Source organism: Methylobacterium brachythecii (genome assembly GCF_014196345.1).
Lineage (GTDB): Bacteria > Pseudomonadota > Alphaproteobacteria > Rhizobiales > Beijerinckiaceae > Methylobacterium > Methylobacterium brachythecii.
Genome location: NZ_JACIDN010000005.1, coordinates 1 through 20,465 on the forward strand (window position 1 = coordinate 1; position 20,465 = coordinate 20,465).

Annotated in this window: 13 protein-coding genes and 1 tRNA gene; 7 read left to right on the plus strand and 7 right to left on the minus strand. The window is 66.7% G+C overall.

Features of this window, described 5'->3' with window-relative positions; all coding sequences use genetic code 11:
- Positions 1-175 precede the first annotated feature (175 nt).
- Positions 176-1,275 (plus strand): IS3 family transposase gene (locus GGR33_RS13610; protein WP_183506898.1). Its coding sequence is split into 2 segments (ribosomal slippage): positions 176-428 and positions 428-1,275, totalling 1,101 coding nucleotides; the frame shifts between segments, so codons are not numbered across the junction.
- Positions 1,276-2,153: 878 nt separating this feature from the next.
- Here GGR33_RS13610 and GGR33_RS13615 read toward each other — a convergent pair.
- From GGR33_RS13615 to GGR33_RS13635, 5 genes are all read right to left on the minus strand, one after another.
- Complete coding sequence (locus GGR33_RS13615; protein ID WP_183506094.1) at positions 2,154-7,001, minus strand: NAD-glutamate dehydrogenase; 4,848 nt, start codon at positions 6,999-7,001, stop codon at positions 2,154-2,156.
- A gap of 224 nt (positions 7,002-7,225) precedes the next feature.
- A complete protein-coding gene (locus GGR33_RS13620; protein WP_183506096.1) occupies positions 7,226-8,803 on the minus strand; it encodes a DHA2 family efflux MFS transporter permease subunit in 1,578 nt (525 codons plus the stop codon).
- Positions 8,800-9,987, minus strand: a complete 1,188-nt coding sequence (locus GGR33_RS13625) for an HlyD family secretion protein (RefSeq protein WP_183506098.1) — start codon at positions 9,985-9,987, stop codon at positions 8,800-8,802. Before GGR33_RS13625 ends, GGR33_RS13620 begins: the two co-directional genes overlap by 4 nt.
- A 19-nt stretch (positions 9,988-10,006) precedes the next feature.
- On the minus strand, positions 10,007-10,492 hold the full coding sequence (locus tag GGR33_RS13630) for a winged helix-turn-helix transcriptional regulator (RefSeq protein ID WP_183506099.1): 486 nt from the start codon (positions 10,490-10,492) through the stop codon (positions 10,007-10,009).
- Positions 10,493-10,654: 162 nt separating this feature from the next.
- Entirely contained in the window at positions 10,655-12,115 is a 1,461-nt protein-coding gene (locus GGR33_RS13635) for an NAD-dependent succinate-semialdehyde dehydrogenase (RefSeq protein ID WP_343068519.1), read from the minus strand.
- A gap of 103 nt (positions 12,116-12,218) precedes the next feature.
- On the opposite strand from GGR33_RS13635, the gene GGR33_RS13640 reads away from it, so the two are divergent.
- A complete protein-coding gene (locus GGR33_RS13640; RefSeq protein ID WP_183506103.1) occupies positions 12,219-12,674 on the plus strand; it encodes a winged helix-turn-helix transcriptional regulator in 456 nt (151 codons plus the stop codon).
- Positions 12,675-12,989: 315 nt separating this feature from the next.
- Positions 12,990-13,066 (plus strand) — tRNA-Arg (locus GGR33_RS13645).
- A 253-nt stretch (positions 13,067-13,319) separates the two neighbouring features.
- Here GGR33_RS13645 and GGR33_RS13650 read toward each other — a convergent pair.
- Together GGR33_RS13650 and GGR33_RS13655 are read right to left on the minus strand one after the other, a co-directional pair.
- Positions 13,320-14,045: a type 1 glutamine amidotransferase gene (locus GGR33_RS13650; RefSeq protein ID WP_183506105.1), complete on the minus strand. Its 726-nt coding sequence runs from the start codon at positions 14,043-14,045 to the stop codon at positions 13,320-13,322.
- A 97-nt stretch (positions 14,046-14,142) separates the two neighbouring features.
- A complete protein-coding gene (locus GGR33_RS13655; protein ID WP_183506107.1) occupies positions 14,143-15,138 on the minus strand; it encodes a GlxA family transcriptional regulator in 996 nt (331 codons plus the stop codon).
- A gap of 105 nt (positions 15,139-15,243) precedes the next feature.
- On the opposite strand from GGR33_RS13655, the gene GGR33_RS13660 reads away from it, so the two are divergent.
- From GGR33_RS13660 to GGR33_RS13675, 4 genes are read left to right on the plus strand one after another with little or no spacing between them, the layout of a single operon-like run.
- Entirely contained in the window at positions 15,244-16,494 is a 1,251-nt protein-coding gene (locus GGR33_RS13660) for a sarcosine oxidase subunit beta family protein (protein ID WP_183506109.1), read from the plus strand.
- A gap of 12 nt (positions 16,495-16,506) precedes the next feature.
- The gene (locus GGR33_RS13665; protein WP_183506111.1) at positions 16,507-16,794 is read left to right on the plus strand and encodes a sarcosine oxidase subunit delta; all 288 of its coding nucleotides are present in this window, start codon (positions 16,507-16,509) and stop codon (positions 16,792-16,794) included.
- Positions 16,791-19,826, plus strand: coding sequence for a sarcosine oxidase subunit alpha family protein (locus GGR33_RS13670; RefSeq protein WP_183506113.1), 3,036 nt, complete (start codon positions 16,791-16,793; stop codon positions 19,824-19,826). The genes GGR33_RS13665 and GGR33_RS13670 overlap by 4 nt, the downstream gene beginning before the upstream one ends.
- Entirely contained in the window at positions 19,819-20,439 is a 621-nt protein-coding gene (locus tag GGR33_RS13675; RefSeq protein WP_183506115.1) for a sarcosine oxidase subunit gamma, read from the plus strand. The genes GGR33_RS13670 and GGR33_RS13675 overlap by 8 nt, the downstream gene beginning before the upstream one ends.
- The last annotated feature ends 26 nt before the right edge of the window (positions 20,440-20,465 follow it).

Consider the following 20,465-nt stretch of genomic DNA (forward strand, 5'->3'; position numbering starts at 1 on the left):
CCGGCACCGGAAGTTTTCGTGCCAGCCTCATCCGCTTGGCCGGCTGCGCTCACCCGACAAGCTCCGCCGACCAAGCTACCCGTGGAGCAAAGGCCTGACGTCCCCCCACCAATTTGGTCCGTTCTGAGTGCGAGTTTTCCGGTTTTTGTGAGACCCTGACGGGAGGAGCATGGCCGTGAAGAAGAGCAGGTTCACTGAAGAGCAGATCGCTTTCGCTTTGAAGCAGGCGGAGACAGGCACGCCGGTGGCGGACGTCCTGCGCCGGATGGGGATCTCGGAGCAGACATTCTATCGCTGGAAGAAGCTCTACGGCGGCCTTGGCACGGGCGAACTGCGGCGCCTGAGGCAGTTGGAGGACGAGAACCGGAAGCTCAAGCAGCTCGTGGCCGACCTGAGCCTGGACAAGCACATCCTCCAGGACGTGCTTGCAAAAAAGCTCTGACGCCTGGTCGGCGACGCGATCTCGTGCGCCACGTTCAAGAGGTGCACGGGGTGAGCGAACGGCGCGGCTGCGTCGCGCTCGGCGTCGGCCGGTCGAGTATTCGCTACCGCTCGACCGCACCCGATCAGGCTCCGCTGCGGATGCGTATCCGCGATCTCGCTCAGACGCGCATGCGCTACGGGTATTTCCGGATCTACATCCTGCTGCGGCGGGAAGGCTGGCGGGTCAATCATAAGCGGATTCACCGGCTTTACCGCGACGAGGGGCTGAGCCTGAGGCTCAAGCGGCCACGGCGACATGTCAGCGCCGTCCAGCGAGAACGTCAGCCCGCTGCGATCAGGCCGAACGAGCGCTGGTCGATGGACTTTGTCTCGGATGCCCTATTCGATGGCCGGAGATTGCGTGCCCTGACGGTCGTAGATGCGTTCACGCGGGAGGCCCTGGCGATCGAGGTCGACCAAGGCATCAGGGGCGAGCAGGTCGTGGCTGTCGTCGGCCAATTAGCCCTTATCCGCGGCGCACCGAGTACGATCCGGGTCGATAACGGTCCCGAGTTCGTTTCGAAGGCGCTCGATCGGTGGGCCTATGAAAATGGTGTGGCGCTCGACTTTTCGCGCCCTGGCAAGCCGACCGACAACGCCCTTGTGGAGTCGTTCAACGGCCGCCTGCGCGACGAATGTCTCAACGCGAACTGGTTCTTGTCTCTGGCAGATGCCAGGGGCAAGATCGAGATGTGGCGACGGCAGTACAACGAGAGCCGTCCTCACACTGCCCTGGGGTGGCTAACGCCCCAGGAGTTCGCCCTGGCGGCGGCACGAAAAGCTGCCGAATGAAGTCCGGAAGCTCACCCTTCGCCCGGACCAAATTCTGGGGGACCGTCAGGCCGACTTTGCACTAACCTTGCACTTGGACCACCGTGTGGGGGCCGATCAAGATGGCAAGCCAGGTCAAATCGGAATCTGACTGAATTTTGAGCTTGTTTTTATAATCGATCTGTAATTCTGGATCGTTTTAGGCTGATTAACATCGAGTTAAACACGGAATTGCAAAACGTGGCCGCACTATTATTGGCCAGCTGCCGCCGAATCTCAAAAATACGATTGTCGAATCTGGTGCTCGATAGCGTACCGCCGCAAATTCACCCCCAGCGGTCGCTATTAATGTCCGCTTCCGAGCAAGTGGCTGCTTGCATAGAACGACTGGATTGGGCGCACAGAAGACGCTGCTCGAACCCAGAGTACGCCTGCTCCGGGACGAGCTTCCCTGCAAATTCGATTCTATTCCCAGCTTCGCGGTGCAGGGAATTTTTGCTTAAGAACCTACGGCCTCTCTCGAAATCCGGCTCGGCGCTCACCCAGAGGCCTCGTTTCCGGGAATTTTGCCTGCTCTTTCCGCGAAAACAGGGAAAATCGACCAGAGACTGGTTCGAAACAGACTGTCCACACCACCAGAAGGCGTTTGCAGGCTTCCACCTTCGCCCCTGCATGACCGGCGCCCGTGACGGGTTTGCGCCACAGCCGATCCAATCGCATCTCCGTTCATGGGGCGGCGCGAGCCTCCCTTGACCTGCGGATGATGAACACGCTGCCGCACGAATGGGCTGATTCGAGACATCGAATACGAAACGGGCCGCCATGTCATCTCGGCAGGGCGAAGGACGCCGCTGCGATGAACGAGTCCATCACGTTCCACGGGGTCCGATGATCGGCCCTCACGGCCGGCGGGCGAGATCCGCTAGGAGGCTCGAGGCTACCACGGCCTTCGAGACCGTGAGTCCCGAGGAGACGATGGACTCGATCGCGGACCGGATGCGCGTCAGCGCCGGACCGCGAGCGGCAACCCAGGCTTCGAGGGCCTCGGGGCCTGAGCCGATATCGCCGACCACTTCCGCCGTGAGGCTGCGATGCGCCGTGGAGATGCCGGCGACGGCACGTTCCAGAGCAACGCGATCGAAGGTATCGGCGACGGGAACTTGGCGTGTCTCCGCGACGAGTTCGTCGAGGCGGAAGGCATGCTCGATCGCGAAATGCGTTGCGGCGATCTCGGGCACCGAGTGCCCGTCTGTCTCCGCGACCCGCACGATGTCGGGAGCCGAGATCAACGCCTTAAGGGAGGCGAGCCGGCGCGCCGGTTCCTCGGCCATCCCGCGGCCGACGAGATCGGCCCGACGTGCCTCGATCTCTGCGGCCGCATGCGCATCGGCCACGCGCGGCAAGGCCTCCTGCACGGCGCTCACGCCCTCGCGATAGCGCGCGACGATCGGCGAGAGACCACCCGAGAGATCGAGGTTCCGAATGAACCAGGTGATCCGGTTGGCGAGGAGATCCTGGACCTCGGCGTAGAGGCCGAGCTGGTCTTGTCCGGAAATCGAGCCTGCGAGACCGTCGATGGCGAGATTGAGCTCCATCAATCCGAAGGCGTCGCGGGTGATCGCATAGGCCTTCGCGATCGTCGCCGCGTCGGCACCGGTCTCGTCGATCAGCCGGGTGACGAGGGCTGGTCCGCCGCGGTTGACGATGATGTTCGCGAGCGCTGTGGAGATGATTTCGCGCCGCAGCCGATGGCTCTTCACCGCATCGGGGAACTGCGCCTTCAGCGCCTGTGGGAAGTAGCGCTGCAGTTCACGATCGAAATAGGGATCGTCCGGCACGGCGCTGTCCAGGATGGCGTCGTGCAGGGCGAGCTTCGCATAGGCGAGCACCACCGCGTATTCCGGCCGCGTCAGGCCCTCGCCGCGGCGCATGCGCTCGTTGAGCGTTCCGTCGTCAGGCAGGAACTCGACGCTGCGGTCGAGGCGGCCTTCCGCCTCCAGCGCCTGCATCACCCGCATGGAGAAGCCGGTTTCGGCCGCGCCGCGCCGCAGGGCCAGCGAGAGGGCGAGTGTCTGGAGCTGGTTGTTGCGCAGCACGAGACCCGCGACCTCGTCGGTCATGGTCACGAGCAGGGCGTTGCGGGCCTCCTGCGTCAGCCGCCCGTCGCGCTCCGGGGTCATCAGCGCGATCTTGATGTTCACCTCGACGTCGGAGGTGTTCACGCCGGCAGAGTTGTCGATCGCGTCCGTGTTGAGCCGGACGCCGCCCCGCGCCGCCTCGATACGGCCGCGCTGGGTCAGGCCGAGATTGGCGCCTTCGCCGATCGCCTTCACGCGCAGCATCGAGCCGCTGATGCGCACCGCATCGTTGGCGCGGTCGCCCGCATCGTCGTCGGTCTCGGCCTCGGCGCGGATATAGGTGCCGATGCCCCCGAACCAGAGCAGGTCGACGGGTGCCTTCAGGATCGCCTGCATCACCTCCGTCGGCGCCGCCTCGGCCTGATCGAAGCCGAGCACGATGCGGATCTCGGGCGAGAGCGGGATGCTCTTCAGAGAACGTGAGAATACGCCGCCGCCGGGCGAGATCAGCGCCTTGTCGTAATCCGCCCAGGAAGAGCGGGGCAGGGCGAAGATTCGCTTGCGCTCGGCATGGCTCTTCGCCGCATCGGGGCTCGGATCGAGGAAGATGTCGCGGTGGTCGAAGGCGGCGACGAGCCTGATGCTCTCCGAGAGCAGCATGCCATTGCCGAACACGTCGCCGGACATGTCGCCGACGCCGACCACCGTGACCGGGTCCTTCTGGACGTCGACGTCGATCTCCTGGAAGTGGCGCTTCACCGCCTCCCAGGCGCCCCGGGCCGTGATACCCATGGCCTTGTGGTCATAGCCCTGGCTGCCGCCGGAGGCGAAGGCGTCGCCGAGCCAGTGGCCACGATCCAGGGAGAGGCCGTTGGCGATGTCGGAGAAGGTCGCGGTGCCCTTGTCGGCAGCGACGACGAGATAGGCGTCGTCCCCGTCGTGCCGCACCGTCTCGGCCGGCGGCACGATGGCGTCGTCGACGATGTTGTCGGTGAGTTCCAAGAGCGTCCGAATGAAGATCTTGTAGCTCTCGGTGCCCTCGGTGAGCCACGCGCCGCGGTCGGAGGCCGGCGGCAGGTTCTTGGGGAAGAACCCGCCCTTGGCGCCCACCGGCACGATCACCGCATTCTTGACCTGCTGCGCCTTCACCAGGCCGAGGATCTCGGTGCGGAAATCCTCCGGCCGATCGGACCAGCGCAGGCCGCCGCGCGCCACGTAGCCGAAACGCAGATGCACGCCCTCGACGCGGGGAGAATAGACGAAGATCTCGAAGAGCGGTCGCGGCAGCGGCATGCCGGCGACCTTGGCGCAGGCAAACTTGAACGCGATCGTCTGGCGCCATCCGCCTTCCGCGGTCTTCTGGAAGAAGTTCGTTCGAACCGACGCCTCCACCAGATTGACGAAGCGGCGCAGGATGCGGTCGTCGTCGAGGCTGGTGACGTCGGCGAGCGCCGTCTCGATGTCTTCGCGAAGGCCGGCCTGGAGCGCCTCGCGGTCGCCGTCGGCCGACGGATCGAACCGCGCGCGGAACAGGGCGGCGATCTGGGCCGACAATGTCGGATGCCGGCTCAACGTCGCTGCGAGGTAGTCCTGCCCATAGCGAATCCGGAGCTGGCGCAAGTAGCGGCCGAGCGCGCGCATCAGGGCAGCGTCGCGCCAGTCGAGCCCGGCCTCGAGCACGAGGCGGTTGTAGCCGTCGGATTCCGCACGGCGCTCCGACAGGGCGAGCAGGGCCGCTTCGAGGGGTTTCTCGAGCCGGTCGAGGTCGATCGCCTCGCCGCCGGCGCGCTCCAGCAGCATGTCGTGCAGCCAGACCCGCGTCACCGCATCCGGCAGTAGAAGTCGGTAAGTGCGTTCGTCGATGACCCGGAAGCCGAGATTCTCCAGGGCCGGGACGCGCTCGGACAGGGGAAGGGCCGCGCCGCGCGAAAACACCTTGAGCCGAACCTGGGACGCCCGATCGGTCTCGCGTCGGCCGAGATCGGCGGCGCGCGGATCGGCTTCCGACAGGCGCTCGAGGATCGCGACGTCGGAGACCGCGACCCGTGGGTCGAAGTTTTCCCGGTAGCTGACCGAAAAGGCCTCGGCGTAGCGGGCCGCGAGCGCGCGGGCCGTCGGGTCCGGCAGGGCCTCGGCCAACGCCTCGCGCAGGCCGTCGCCCCAGGTCTGCACGATCGCACCGACGCCGGCCTCCAGGGACGCCGCGGCGGGCTCGGCGGTGCTCTTCTCGTCGAAGCCGACGATGTAGTGGATGCGCGCCAGCGGCCCTTCGGGGAAATCCGGATACGAGGCCGACAGCCGCCCCCCCAGTTCGCCAGCCAGGTAGGCACCGACGCGGGCGCGGACGCCGGCGTCGTAGCGATCCTTCGGCACATAGACGAGCAGGGAGGCGAACCGCCCGAAACGATCCGGCCGCAGCAACACGCGGACGCGCGGCCTGTCGGACAGGTTCAGGATCGCCAGGGCGAAGCGCTGCAGCCGCTCGACGTCGATCTGGAACAGGTCGTCGCGCGGATAGGTCTCCAGCACGTCGATCAGCGTGCGGCCGGCATGGCTCGTCGGATCGAGGCCGGCGCGTGCGGCGACCTCGGCGACCTTCCGGCGAAGATAGGGAATGGCGCGGGCGGGGCTGTTATAGGCGCTCGCCGCGAACAGGCCGACGATCCGCAACTCGCCGGCCGGCGCGCCCCCCTCCGCAAACAGCTTCACCGCGATGTAGTCGAGATGCACCGCGCGATGCACTCGCGACCGCCGACTCGCCTTGGTGACGATGAGGGCTTTGGGATCGTCGAGGAAGGCGGCGATCTCCGGCGTCACGTCGACGAAGCTGCGGCCGAAGCGGAGCACCTCCACCGCCGGGTCACGCAGCAATCCCAGCGCGACGCCTTCGAAGTCCGGAGCCCGCTGCCCATCGAGCACGTGGGAGCGCATGCCCATCGGCGTGAAGTGCCCATCGCGCAGCCATTCGAGGAACGCGGCCGCCTCGCGGGTCTCGCCTTCGGGCAAGTGAGGGATCGCCTCTCGGTAGCCCTCGGCGTCGAGGAGAGTGTCGAGCAGGCCGAGCATGGTGCCCTGGTCGTCGGTCACCAGCGCGACGTCGGCATAGACGCGGGCGAGCCCCTCGGTCAGCCGGGTCCGGCCCTCGGCATCGTCGAGCCTGTCGAGATGGATATGGATGAAGCTCTCGCGCGCACCGCCACCGCGGGCTTCAGCCGTGGTCTCGCCGACGACCCGGAGCAGGGCACCGTTCGCGTCGCGTTCGACACCCAGGATCGGGTGCGCGACCAGCAGAGGCATCAGACCTTGGCCGCTCAGCTCGGCCAGCGTCGAATCCAGCAGGAAGGCTCGGTTGTCGTTGACGACCTCGATCACCGTGAGATCGCGCGCCCGGCCGTCTCGCTCCACGGTCACGTCGATAAGCCTGGCATCGGCCGGCAACCCCGGCCGACGGCCCGCAGCGAGATGCGCATGCGCCGCCACCGCCAGCGTTCCGAGCGCCTCGACGGAGTAGCGCGCGAGATCCTCCGACGGCACACGGCCGAAGAGATCGCGCACGAAGCCGCTCGGCCCCTGGCCCGATCCGACGAGAGCGGCGGCGCTCTCGATCAGCCCCTCGCGGGCCGCCTGATCTTCGGGAGAGGTGGGTGTCGCTGCCGCGTCCAGGGTCATGTCGCAGGTCCTCGCCGACTCGCGCACGACCTTCGGCCCTTACCGCAACCCGATCAACCGCCAGCGACACGGCGAAGACGTTTCGACGAGTAAGCCCGCTCCTGCCCGCAGCGACGCCGTGGCACGTGACATCGCTTACGGCACACGGTCAGCATCCGTAGCTCCGCTGGATAGAGCGTTGCCTTCCGAAGTTGGCAGCCAAGCCTCTCCAGGCGACCAAGTGCCTAATGTGCGTTGGCAGCGGGACCCTTCGGCGGCCCAACTTTACGCATCAGTGGCACGAGCGCCGTGGCGAACAGGAAGCAGGCCGTGATGGCCACGAAGGCGTCGGCGTAGGTCATGGTCTGCGCCTCGCGATAGGCGAGCGACCAGAGCTGCTTCACCGCGGCGGCGTGACCGTGGTCGGTGTCACCGGAGAAGGCACCCGTCGTCCGGCTCTCGATGCCGCGCATCGTCGCCAGCATCGTCGCGTTGGTCGTGTTGAGATGCTCGGCGAGCCGCAAGAAATGCAAGTTGGTGCGATCGTTGAGGATCGTCGCGCAGGCGGCGATGCCGATGGCGCCCCCTAAGTTGCGCATCAGGTTGAACAGGCCCGAGGCGAGCTTGAGCTTGTTCGGTGCGAGGCCGCCGAGGGTCAGCGTCACGGTGGGCGCCACGGCGAATTGCTGCGCGAAGCCGCGCATCGCCTGCGGCCAGAGCAACTCCGCCGAGCCCCAGTCATGGGTGATCGGCGTGAAGTTCCACATGCTCAGGCCGAACAGGCCGAGGCCGAACATCATCAGCCAGCGCAGGTCGATCCGCTTGGCGAGGATCGCATAGACCGGGATCGCCATCACCTGAAAGACGCCGGTCGAGAACACGGCGAGGCCGATCTGCAGGGCCGAGAAGCCGCGCACGCGGCCGAGGAAGAGCGGCGTCAGGTAGATCGTCGCGAAGATGCCGATGCCGGTGATGAAGGAGAACAGGCAGCCCAGCGCGAAGTTTCGGCTCTTGAGGGCCGACAGGTCGACGATCGGGTGAGCGTAGGTGAGGCTCCTCCAGATGAAGCCGATCCCGGCGAGCACCGAGATCCAGGCCGTGGTGCGGATGGACGGATCCTCGGTCCAGTTCCAGCGCGGGCCTTCCTCCAGGGTATACTCGAGGCAGCCGAGACAGGCCGCCATCAGCGCGATGCCGAGCCAGTCCGTGGTCTTGAGGAGTGAGAGATCCGGCTCGTCGACCCGCACCAAGATCGGCACGACGATGGCGATGAACACGCCCGGCACGAGGTTCACGAAGAAGAGCCAGTGCCAGGAATAGTTGTCGGTGATCCAGCCGCCGACGGTGGGGCCCAGCGTCGGCGCCAGCGAGGACAGCGCGCCTATCGTGGCGGCGGCGAGCTGGATCTTCTTGCCGGGAAAAAAGGCGAAGGCCGTGGTGAACACGGTCGGGATCATCGAGCCGCCGAGGAAACCCTGCAGCGCCCGGAAGGCGATCATGCTCTGGATGTCCCAGGCCCAGCCGCAGAGCAGCGAGGTCGCGGTGAAACCTGCCGCCGAGACGCAGAACAGCCAGCGGGTCGACATCACCCGGGCGAGAAAGCCCGAGAGCGGGATCACGATGATCTCGGCGATCAGGTAGCTCGTCTGCACCCAGGCCACCTCGTCCGGGCTCGCCGAGAGTCCGCCGCCGATATCGCGCAAGGAGGCCGAGACGATCTGGATGTCCAGCAGCGCGATGAAAAAGCCGACGCACATCACCGCGAAGGCGAAGACCTTCTGGGAGTCGGAGAGCTCCCGCTTGGCCGGCGCGGTCGTGCTCATCGATCGAGCTGACCGACCAACTCGCCGTCACGCTTCATCGGGATGGCGGGCTCCGGGCTGCCGCCGCGGCGATCGATCGAGGCGGTGACAGAGAGACCCGGGCGCAGCTTCCCGAGGCGACCACCCTCTGCGTCGAGGCGAATGCGCACCGGCACGCGCTGCACGATCTTGGTGAAGTTACCGGTGGCGTTCTCGGGCGGCAGCACGCTGAACTGAGCGCCGGTAGCCGGCGCCAGGCTCTCGACATGACCGGTGAAGACCTCATCTGGCAGCACGTCGGCCACGATGCTCGCGCTCTGTCCCGGGCGCATCTGCGCGAGCTGGCTCTCCTTGAAATTGGCATCGACCCAGAGGCCGTCGGCCGGCACCAGGGCGATCAGGCTGACCCCCGGCATAGCGTAGGAGCCGGTGCGCGCGCTGCGGTTGCCGACAAGGCCATCGATGGGCGCGCGGATCTCGGTGTAGCCGAGGTTGATCCGCGCGGTGTCGCGCTCGGCCCAGGCCTGATCGCGGGCGGCCTCGGCCTGCCGCTTCTGGGTGTCGATGACGGCGATGCGCCGCTCGGCCGCTTCGAGACTGGCCTTGGCCTTGTCGACGGCGGCAGAGGCCTTCTTGTCGTCGGCATCCGCCTGCTGGAAGCGCTGCTCGGAGGCGTATTGGTTGGCCGAGAGCTGACGGTAGCGGGTGTAGTCGAAGCGCGTGCGCGCGGCCTCTGCGCCGGCCGCCGCGAGATCCGCCTTGCCTTGCGCGATCACCGCCTCCTGCAGATGGCGGTTGGCGTCGAGGTTGAGCAGCGTCGCCTCCTGGGCGGCGACCGCGGCTTCGGCCTTGGCGAGAGCAGCACGATAGTCGCGGTCGTCGATGCGGATCAGCAGGTCGCCGGCCCGGACGCGCTGGTTGTCGGCGACGAGCACCTGCGCGACGAAGCCCGAAACGCGCGGCGCGATGACGGTGACGTCGCCGCTGACATAGGCGTCGTCGGTGCTCTCCAGAAAGCGCCCGGTCTCCCACCAGTAGCGACCGTAAAACGCGCCGCCGGTCACGGCGAGGAGCGCGATGCCGATCAGCGCGAGGCGCTTGATCGAGGGGCGCTTGCGCGCCGCCGTCTCCTGGGTGGGAGCCGGTGTCTCCTGGGTGGGAGCCGGTGTCTCCACCAGGGTGTCGATCGTTGCGCTGCCGCTCATCGCCCGATGCTCCTGCCGGTCAGATCGCGGTGCGCGGCGCGAAGCGGCTGCGAATGCCGGGCGTCGCCGCCGGCCCGGGCACGACGCGCACGCCCTTCGCCAAAGGCCGGCCGGTGCGGCCATCGACCACGACGGGCTCGACGGCCTCGCCGGTTTCGGGGTCGGTGAGCACGACGCTCTCGCCCTCGGGCGCGAGATGCCGGTTGCCCCAGGCGAACAGCGTCCACAGCACAGGGCGGAAGTCGCGGCCCTTGTCAGTGAGGACGTATTCGTGGCGCGGCGGGCGCTCCTGATAGAGGCGGCGCTCCAGCAGCCCGGCATCGCACAGCCCCTTGAGGCGGCGCGTGAGCATGTTCGGCGCGATGCCGAGGCTCTGCGCAAACTGGTCGAAACGCGTCAGCCCGTAGAAGGCATCGCGCAGGATGAGGATGCTCCACCATTCGCCGACCTCCTCCAGGGAGCGGGCGACAGGGCACGGCATCTGATCGAAAGAAGTGCGTTGCATGATGATAGTTAAAACCGAGTCACTTTCATTGTGCAAGTGACTTTGCGCACATGGATGGAAGCGATCGGTCTGCACAGGCAGGACAACGGGTCTGGAACGATGAAGCATCGACCGGCCGCGCGAAGAAGCCATCGCGGCCGGTCCAAGCAGCTTTGGGATCGCTTAGAACGGCGCGGTGCCGACCGGGTCGACGTGGACGAGCTTCTTGTTCACGAACTCCTCGATTCCGGCCTCCGACAATTCACGGCCGAAGCCAGAATTCTTGGCGCCGCCGAAGGGCAGCTGCGGCGTGGTGCCGAAGGGCCGGTTCACGAAGACCATGCCGCTGTCGATCTGAGCGGCGATGCGGGCGCCGCGCGCCGTGTCCGCCGTGAAGACCGAGGCGCCGAGGCCGTAGGCCGTGTCGTTGGCAAGCCGGATCGCCTCAGCCTCGTCCTCGACCACGAAGAACTGCGCCACGGGCCCGAAGAGCTCTTCACGGTAGACCGGGTTCTCCGGCGTCAGGCCGGTGAGCACCGTCGGCTCCAGAAAGAAGCCGGCCCGGTCGATGCGGTGGCCGCCCACCACGACCCTCGCTCCACCGTCTTTCGCGCGATGGATCTGATCGACGAGGAGGTTGAGCTGCCTCTCGGAGGAGAGCGGACCGATGCCGGTCTCACCGTCGGCCGGATCGCCGGCCTTCAGGGAGGCCATCGCCTGGCTGAAGCCGTCGAGGAAGGCCTGCCCGCGCTCCTTGCCGACCACGATGATGCGCTTCGAGGCAACGCAGCACTGCCCGCAATTGAACAGCCGCCCGACCATGGCGCTGCCGATGGCCCATTCGAGGGGCGCATCCTCCAGCACGATCAGCGGATCGCTACCGCCGAGTTCGAGCACCGCCTTCTTGAGATTGCGCCCCGCTCGCTCGGCCACCGACGAGCCGGCGCGCTCGCTGCCGGTCAGGGTGACGCCGCGGACGCGCGGATCGTCGATCAACCGGCCGACCTGATCGATGGTCGCGAAGATGTTGGTGTAGACGCCATCGGGCGCGCCGGCTTCCTCGAAGAGCCGGGCAAAGGCCAGGGCCGATTGTGGCACGCTCTCGGCGTGCTTCAACAGCACGGTGTTGCCGGCCATAAGCTGCGGACCGACCACGCGAGCGACCTGGTAATACGGAAAATTCCAGGGTTCGATCGCCAGCAGCACGCCGATCGGGTCGATATGCACTTCGGCATTCGGCACGTCGGCCACGGGCTTCGGCTTGAGGAAGCCCTCGGCGCGCTCGGCATAGTATTCGAGGATGCCCGCGGCGAGATCGACCTCCGCCTGGGCCTCCATGGCCCGCTTGCCGACCTCCAAGACCAGGATGCCCGTGTATTCCTCGATCCGCTCGCGCAGGATCGCAGCCGCCTTGGCCATCACCTTGGCCCGGTCGGCGACGCTGCGCCTGCGCCAATCGGTTTCGAAGGCGCGATGCGCGGTGGCGAGCGCCTGGTCCAGGTCGCGGTCGCTGATCGCGGCGAAGGTCTCGACCACCTGTCCGGTGGCCGGGTTCACAGTCTGATAGGTCATCGAACTCTCCTCGACGAAGATCCGTGCGGCCCGGCCTGTCGGGGACTGCGTGGCCGCCTGCGGTCGCACCACCGAAGGGTCACGCCCAATCGGTTTAATTTTGCAACCTTTGACACCTAAACCCGCAAGGTTTAGATTTGCAACCGATTTTTTTGAAGGCCGCGGCACCGTCTCGATGAAGGGGAAGAAGACCGATTTCACCGACGCCGATTGCGGCATCGCCCGCTCGCTGGGCGTCATCGGCGACTGGTGGTCCCTGCTGATCGTGCGCGAAGCGTTTCGCGGGGTTCAGCGCTTCAACGAGTTCCACAAGAGCCTCGGCATCGCGAAGAACATTCTCTCGGCGCGGCTGAAGAAGCTCGTCGACGAGGGCATCATGCGGATCGAGGAGGACGAGCCGTCCTCAGCGCGCAGCCGCTACGTCCTGACGGAGAAGGGCGAGCGCCTGCACGTGGTGCTGATCGCCCTCTGGCAATGGGGCGAAGCGACCTGCTCGGACGAGGTCCCGCTCAGCCGCACAATGTTCGACGCGCTCACCGGCAAGCCGCTCGCGCCGCTCAAGGTCATGGGCGAGGATGGTCGCGTGGTCGGCGCGCGGGAATTCATGCCGGCGCCGAGACCGATCGCCTGAGGGCGGCAGCTGCCGATATCAGGTTCGTGAAGTTGTGAAACGAGCTCTGCTCTCACGCACGGTGGCCACTGCCGGGGCCGTCCCCGTATTGGATCACCGCAAACACGGATCGGCTCGCCCCCGGACTGGCAGCGGCTCGAGCCGCTGCCTCGAGCAAGACGCGCCCGATGCTTCGCCGACAGGTATCCGGTCGCACAAACAGGCCGAGCGGACTGCAAGCCAAACCTCGTATCCGCGAGAGCGGATCGGATCACTCTAGCAGCAACGGCGCCGTTGCACGCCGCTGCGGCTTGGGCTACTCACGGCCCACGGTCAGCACCCGTAGCTCAGCTGGATAGAGCGTTGCCCTCCGAAGGCAAAGGTCACACGTTCGAATCGTGTCGGGTGCGCCAATCTTCCTTACTGGTCTGCGAATAATCAGCGGGGCCATTTAGCCCGCGCACTTAACGTCGAGTGCAGCTGACCTTGCGATCAATGATGCGGATTGCGTTAATTTTTGCCCGATCGCCGACGATCCGAATCTAGATTTTTAGGTTCGGAAACTTGCCTATATTGCTCAAAAATCTCTCACAGTGGGTCGAGACTGAGCTGTTCGGGTCGATTGCTTCAGGCTTGGCAGATTAACGCTTCCGAACCGTCGGCGACCTAAGTCGCCATCATGGCCGCAATCTCAGCGAACCGGTCATCGAGGTGGCGGGCCGCTCGCTCGAACTCCGTGAGCTTCAGCGCGACGCGGCTGTCTAGCTCGGCCGCGCGATGCGTTCCGAGCGCCTGCTCGAGGCTGGCCCGGTATTCGGGGATCATCCGCCAAAGGGGGATGGTCTCCGAGGTCACCTCGGTATGGAACTGGAAGCCGTAGGCGTAGGCACCCCAGCGAAACGCCTGCACCGCGCAGGCCTCGTTGCTGGCGAGCACGACCGCGCCCTCGGGAAGAGCCTGAACCTCTGCCCCATGCCACTGCAGCGTTTCGAATGAACGGGGGAGGCCTCCGACGACGGGATCGACGGCTCCGGCTTCGGTGAGGTGAACGTTGGCGATGCCCACTTCGGGCTTCGCCATCATTCCGACCCGGCCGCCCAGCGCAGCAGCCAGCAATTGATGTCCGAGACAGATGCCGAGATAAGGCCGGCCCAGTTCGCAGACCCACCGGCGGATGGCCGCCTTCTCTGCCGTGAGCCAGGGGTGCAGGTCCTCCTGCCAGACATCCATGGGGCCGCCCATGACCGCGAGCATGTCGTAACCCGTGAAGTCGGGGATCGGCTCGCCCAAATCCAGCTCGACGACGTCCCAGCTATGGCCCTTCGCATGCCAGAAGTCGCGAAAGATGCCCGGATGTTCGACGTCCAGGTGTTGGAACACGAGAATTCGCATGGCGCCTTCGAACCCGTCTGCCGGCTATCTGGTGTTGTGGAGCAAAGATCCGCGCACTCGCAACAGCGAAGCATTCGCCACAGGAACATGACGGGGGTCAGGCCTCCGCGCCGAAGTCGCGCCGGCGCCGCTCCGCCCGGGTCAGTTCGTCCGAGTTCAGGAAGCCCGTGGCGGCAGCGATCTCGGCCGCAGGCAGGGCGCTCTCGCGGCGCAATTGGTGGGCACGGTCGAGCCTCAGGTCGAGATAGTGTCGGTGGAGGCTGCGATCCATCAGGTCTCGAAACAGGCGTTCGAGCTGCCGGGTCGAGACATTTGCCAATCCAGCCAAAACGTCCTTCGACAGTGGCGTCTCCAGGTTGTTCTCCATGGCCGCGAGCACCCTCAGCACGCGGGGATCGCGCACACCGAACCGCATCCGCAGATCCATTCTCTGTGGGCTCAGGCCCTCGCGCATCTGGTTATGGAGAAACCAGTCGCTGACGCCCGCAGCCAGTCCGGGACCGTGATCGCGTTCGATCAGGTGCAGCATCATGTCGAGCGCCGCGATGCCGCCCGAACAGGTGACCCGCTTCTTCTCGACCTCGAAGAGGGAGCGGACGACATCGATCCCAGGGAAGTTCTCTTCGAAGGCCGGCACGTGCTCCCAGTGCAAGGTACAACGCCGCCCATCCAGCAGGCCGGCCCGCGCGAGAAGGTAGGGGCCGCCCGAGATCCCGCCGATCGTTGCGCCGCCATGCGCGAGCGCTCGCAGCCACGCGAAGAGGGCGGGGTCGACGAAGGAGGCCGGGTTTCCTCCGGCGCAAACGAAGATGCGGTCCGTGCCGCGCTTTGCGGAGCCGACGTCGACGTCGGTGAGGATCTCGATGCCGTTCGAGGCGCGCACCGTGCCGCCATCGGGCGCAGCGTGCCACCACTCGTAGAGCGTGCAGCCCGACAGGGTGTTGGCGGCCCGCATCGGCTCGACGGCGGCGCTGTACGCCATCAACGGGAAGTCCGGCACGAGGACGAAACCGACGCTGATCGGAGCAGGAGGGTCGATCCGGGGAGACTTGCGGCCGGGCCGCGCACGGCTGGCGTCGGTAGGAGTGCCCATCTTTGCGCGATTTGCCGGAAATCCGTCGTGAATTGCAAGGATGCTCCGATCAGGGAGCAGTATCAAGATCCGGACAAGCGATCACGACCGGCGACGGGGATCTCCATGCGCTACTCGCTCTTCAGCGTCCTCGGCCAGGCGCTCCGCGGCCAGAGAGACTGGAAGCCGCAATGGCGCGATGCGGCGCCGCGCACCGAATACGATGTCGTCATCATCGGCGGCGGCGGCCACGGGCTCGCAACGGCCTACTACCTGGCCAAGGAGCACGGCATCACCAACATCGCCGTGCTGGAGAAGAACGTCATCGGCTCCGGCAATGTCGGCCGCAACACAACCATCATCCGCTCGAACTACGGCCTGCCGGGCAACATCCCCTTCTACGAGCATTCGATGAAGCTCTGGGAGGGTCTGGAGCAGGACATCAACTACAACGCGATGGTCAGCCAGCGTGGCGTGCTGAACCTGTTCCATTCGGACGGACAGCGCGATGCCTATGCCCGGCGCGGCAACGCCATGCGGCTCGCCGGCATCGATGCGGAGCTGCTCGACCGTGAGCAGGTGAGGGCGATGGTGCCCTTCATCGACTTCGACAATGCCCGCTTCCCGGTGAAGGGCGGCCTCGTCCAGCGCCGCGGCGGCACCGTGCGCCACGACGCGGTGGCCTGGGGCTATGCCCGCGCCGCCGACGAGCGCGGCGTCGACATCGTCCAGAACTGCGCCGTCACCGGGATCAGTCGCGAGAACGGTCGCGTCGTCGGCGTCGAGACCAGCCGCGGCTTCATCCGCGCCAAGAAGGTCGGCATCTCGGTTGCCGGCTCGTCCTCGCTGCTCGCCTCCATGGTCGACATGCGGCTGCCGATCGAGAGCCACGTGCTCCAGGCCTTCGTCAGCGAGGGTCTGAAGCCACTCATCGACTGCGTCATGACCTTCGGTGCCGGCCACTTCTACGTCAGTCAGTCGGACAAGGGCGGTCTTGTCTTCGGCGGCGACATCGACGGCTACAATTCCTACGCCCAGCGCGGAAACCTCGCCACGATCGAGGACGTGATGGAGGGCGGCATGGCTCTCTGGCCTGGCCTCGGCCGCGTCCGGCTGCTGCGCCACTGGGGCGGCATCATGGACATGTCGATGGACGGCTCGCCGATCATCGATCGCACCGATATCGGCGGCCTCTATCTCAATGCCGGCTGGTGCTACGGCGGCTTCAAGGCCACCCCTGCGGCGGGATTCTGCTTCGCGCACACCATCGCCCGCGACGAGCCCCATCCCATCAGCGCTGCCTACCGCCTCGACCGTTTCGCGACCGGCCATCTCATCGACGAGAAGGGCATGGGCGCGCAGCCGAACCTGCACTGAGGAGCGAGTCCCATGCGCATTCGATGCCCCCATTGCGGTGAACGCGACAACGGCGAGTTCAGCTATCTCGGCGACGCAACGGTCGTTCGCCCCGACGGGATGAGCGCCTCGTCCGAGGCGATGCACGACTACGTCTACCTGCGTGACAACCCGGCCGGCCTGCACCGCGAGCTCTGGTACCACGGCGCCGGCTGCCGAAGCTGGCTGGTCGTGACCCGCGACACCCGCACCCACGAGATCCGTGACGTGTCTTCGGCCCGCGACGTTGCGCTGGCCCGCCATACGGGAGACGCAGCATGACCACGATGACGCTCAAGCGGTCGGACGCGGATGTTGCCGCGGAGATCCCGGACCGCAGCCAGGCCTACCGGGTCGTGAAGGGCGGCCTCGTAGACCGCCGCAAGCTCCTCGACTTCAGCTTCGACGGCACCTCGTACAAGGGCTTCCAGGGCGACACGCTGGCCTCGGCGCTGCTCGCCAACGGCGTCCATCTCGTCGGGCGCTCATTCAAGTACCACCGCCCGCGCGGCATCCTGTCGGCAGGTTCGGAAGAACCGAACGCGATCGTCGAGCTGCGCTCGGGTGCGCGCCGCGAGCCGAATACCCGCGCCACTGTCGCCGAGCTCTATGCCGGCCTCGAGGCGAACAGCCAGAACCGCTGGCCCTCGCTTGCCTTCGATGCGCTCGGCATCAACGCGCTGGCGGCGCCGATATTCGCGGCGGGCTTCTACTACAAGACCTTCATGTGGCCGGCCTCCTTCTGGGAGAAGCTCTACGAGCCCATGATCCGCCGCGCCGCCGGCCTCGGACACGCCGCGAACGCGCCCGATCCGGACACCTACGACCGGATGCACGCGCATTGCGACGTACTCGTCATCGGTGGCGGACCTGCCGGCCTCTCGGCGGCGCTGACCGCGGGCCGTGCCGGCGCGCGGGTCATCCTCGTCGACGAGGACTTCAAGCTCGGTGGACGTCTGCTCTCCGAGAACCAGTGGATCGGCTCGCAGGCCGGCGTCGAATGGGCCGCAGCGGCTCTGGACGAGCTGATCAGCCTGCCGGAGGTCCGCATCCTGACGCGAACGACGCTGTTCGGGGTCTACGATCACGGCTCCTATGGCGCTGTCGAGCGCGTCAGCGACCATCTCGCGGTCCCCGGTGTCCATGCGCCGCGCCAGCGCCTTTGGCGGATCACCGCCAAGCGTGCGGTTCTCGCCGCCGGCGCGATCGAGCGGCCGCATGTCTTCGGCGGCAACGACCGGCCCGGTGTCATGCTGGCGGGGGCGGTGCGCGCCTACGTCAATCGCTACGGGGTTCTGCCGGGCCGCAGGATCGCCGTCGTCACGTCGAGCGATGACGGCTGGCGGACGGTCACCGATGTGCTCGCCGCTGGCGGCCAGATCGCGGCCGTGATCGACACGCGCCGGTCCGTGCCACAGGAGCTGCGTCGCGCGGCCGAGAGCGCGGGCGCCACCATCATCACCGACGGCTATGTCGCGGGGACCCGGGGGCACCTGCGCCTGAAGGCGATCGAGGTCGTTGACTCCTATGGCGGCGCGCAGAGCATCGCCTGCGATTGCCTCGCGATGGCCAATGGCTGGAACCCGATCGTCCACCTCGACTCGCACCTGTCGCGCAAGCCAGTCTGGAACGAGCATATCCACGCTTTCGTCCCCGCGGCGATGCCTCTGGGCATGGTCGCTGCGGGCGCGGCGACCGGTCACTTCACCCTGGCGGATTGCCTCGCGACGGGCGCGGATGTCGCCGCAGACGCCGCAAAGGAATGCGGCTTCGAGCGCAAGCTCTATCCCGTCCCGAGCACCGAGCCGGAGAGCGCGGCCCATACGCCCCTCTGGCGGTCGCCTCGCATCAAGGGCAAGGCCTTCGTCGACTTCCAGAACGACGTGGCCGCCACCGACGTCGAACTCGCCCATCGCGAGGGCTTCCGGGCCGTGGAGCATCTGAAGCGCTACACGACGCTCGGCATGGCGACAGACCAGGGCAAGACCTCGAACCTGGCCGGACTCAGCATCATGGCCGAGCTGACCGGCCAGGCGATCCCGAGCGTCGGCACGACGGTGTTCCGGCCCCCCTTCACACCGGTGGCGATGGGCGCGCTCGCAGGCCATCACCGCGGCAAGGAGTTCCGCGCGACCCGGCACGTGCCCTCGCATGCCTGGTGCGAGGAGAACGGCGCGGTCTTCGTCGAGACCGGCCTGTGGCTACGCCCGGCCTACTTCCCTCGTGCCGGGGAGAAGGACTGGCTCGAGAGCGTGAACCGCGAGGTCAACACCGTCCGCTCGCGGGTCGGAATCTGCGATGTCACGACCCTCGGCAAGATCGACATCCAGGGACGCGACGCGCTCGCCTATCTCGAAAAGTTCACGGCCAATCCGTTCGGCAGCCTGCCGGTCGGCAAGGCGCGCTACGCGATCCTGCTGCGCGAGGACGGGATCATCCTCGATGACGGCACCATCGCCCGCATGGGCGAGAACCACTACGTGATGACCGCCTCCACCGCGAACGCGGCGAAGGTGATGCAGCACATGGAGTTCTGCCGTCAGTGGCTCTGGCCCGAGTTCGACGTGCAGATCGCCTCGATCAGCGAGCAATGGGCGCAATACGCGGTTGCCGGCCCGAAGGCCCGCGACACGCTTCGCGGCGTCGTGGACCCTGAATTCGACATCTCCAACGAGGCTTTCCCCTTCCTCGCCAGCGCGAACATCACCGTCGGCGGCGGGATCCCGGCGCGGCTGTTCCGGATCTCCTTCTCGGGTGAACTCGCCTACGAGATCGCCGTACCGGTCGCTTATGGCGACGCCCTCTGGCGGGCGATCATGCAGAGCGGCACGCCACACGGCATCACGCCCTACGGGTCGGAGGCGCTGTCCGTCATGCGCATCGAGAAGGGCCATGCGGCCGGCGCCGAGATCAACGGCATGACGACGGCCGCCGATATCGGTCTCGGCGGCATGCTCGCCAAGAAGAAGGACTATATCGGCCGCCTGATGAAGGATCGCCCCGGCCTGACGGAGCCGGACCGGCCGACGCTCGTCGGGGTCCGTCCAGTCGACACCTCCAAGCGCCTGAGGGCCGGCACGCACATCATCACGCTCGACGCCACGCCGAGCCTCGAGGCCGACCAGGGCTTCCTGAGTTCCGTCGCCTACTCGCCGAGCAACGGCCACTGGATCGGCATCGGCTTCATCAGCCGCGGTCCGCAGCGGATCGGCGAGCGCGTGCGCGCCTACGATCCCGTCCGCAACGAGGATTTCGAGGTCGAGATCTGTTCGGCGGTCTTCGTCGATCCCGAGGGGAGCAGGATGCATGTCTGAGGCAACCGCGAACGTGTGGGCTCCCCGCAGCGCCTGGGCCGGTTACGCGAAGCCCGGCCGTCACGGCCGCACCCAAGGCGACGCCGGCGTCCGGCTGACCTTGCGCGACGGCATCGCCCTCGCGACGGTCATTGCCGCCGATGGGCAAACGGATGCCCTGCGGGCGCTCGTCTCCGAGCGGTACGGCTGGACATTGCCCGAGCCGGGCAAGTCTCAGGTGTCGCGTGAGCGAGGGCTGGTCTGGTCCGCCCCGGGCCAATGGCTGGCCGTCGCAGAGACGCGCGATGCCCTACGGGAGCTGCCCGACGTCTTCCGTGGCATTGCGGCTGTGACCGATCAGAGCGATGGCCGCGCGGTCGTGCGGGTGTCGGGACCCAATGCCCGAACACTGCTCGAGAAGGGGGTCGCGGTCGATCTGCACCCGCGCTCGTTTCAGGCAGGGCGGACGGCGGTGACCAGCATCTCCCATATCGGTGCTCAGCTCTGGCAGCTGGACGACGCGCCGACCTACGACCTGGCCGTCGCCCGCAGCTTCACCGGGAGCTTCTGGTCCTGGCTGACCGAGGCCGCCGCCGAGTTCGGCTACGAGGTCGAGCAAGGGTCGGCTCACTGACCGCCGGAGCGATTTCGATCCGACCG

Bases quoted from the DNA above. Each gene is read 5' to 3' on its own strand.
- GGR33_RS13665 (WP_183506111.1), top strand. From the start codon at position 16,507: ATGCGCATTCGATGCCCCCATTGCGGTGAACGCGACAACGGCGAGTTC.
- GGR33_RS13640 (WP_183506103.1), top strand. From the start codon at position 12,219: ATGAAGGGGAAGAAGACCGATTTCACCGACGCCGATTGCGGCATCGCC.
- GGR33_RS13625 (WP_183506098.1), bottom strand. From the start codon at position 9,987: ATGAGCGGCAGCGCAACGATCGACACCCTGGTGGAGACACCGGCTCCC.
- GGR33_RS13670 (WP_183506113.1), top strand. From the start codon at position 16,791: ATGACCACGATGACGCTCAAGCGGTCGGACGCGGATGTTGCCGCGGAG.
- GGR33_RS13650 (WP_183506105.1), bottom strand. From the start codon at position 14,045: ATGCGAATTCTCGTGTTCCAACACCTGGACGTCGAACATCCGGGCATC.
- GGR33_RS13655 (WP_183506107.1), bottom strand. From the start codon at position 15,138: ATGGGCACTCCTACCGACGCCAGCCGTGCGCGGCCCGGCCGCAAGTCT.
- GGR33_RS13660 (WP_183506109.1), top strand. From the start codon at position 15,244: ATGCGCTACTCGCTCTTCAGCGTCCTCGGCCAGGCGCTCCGCGGCCAG.
- GGR33_RS13620 (WP_183506096.1), bottom strand. From the start codon at position 8,803: ATGAGCACGACCGCGCCGGCCAAGCGGGAGCTCTCCGACTCCCAGAAG.
- GGR33_RS13615 (WP_183506094.1), bottom strand. From the start codon at position 7,001: ATGACCCTGGACGCGGCAGCGACACCCACCTCTCCCGAAGATCAGGCG.
- GGR33_RS13630 (WP_183506099.1), bottom strand. From the start codon at position 10,492: ATGCAACGCACTTCTTTCGATCAGATGCCGTGCCCTGTCGCCCGCTCC.
- GGR33_RS13675 (WP_183506115.1), top strand. From the start codon at position 19,819: ATGTCTGAGGCAACCGCGAACGTGTGGGCTCCCCGCAGCGCCTGGGCC.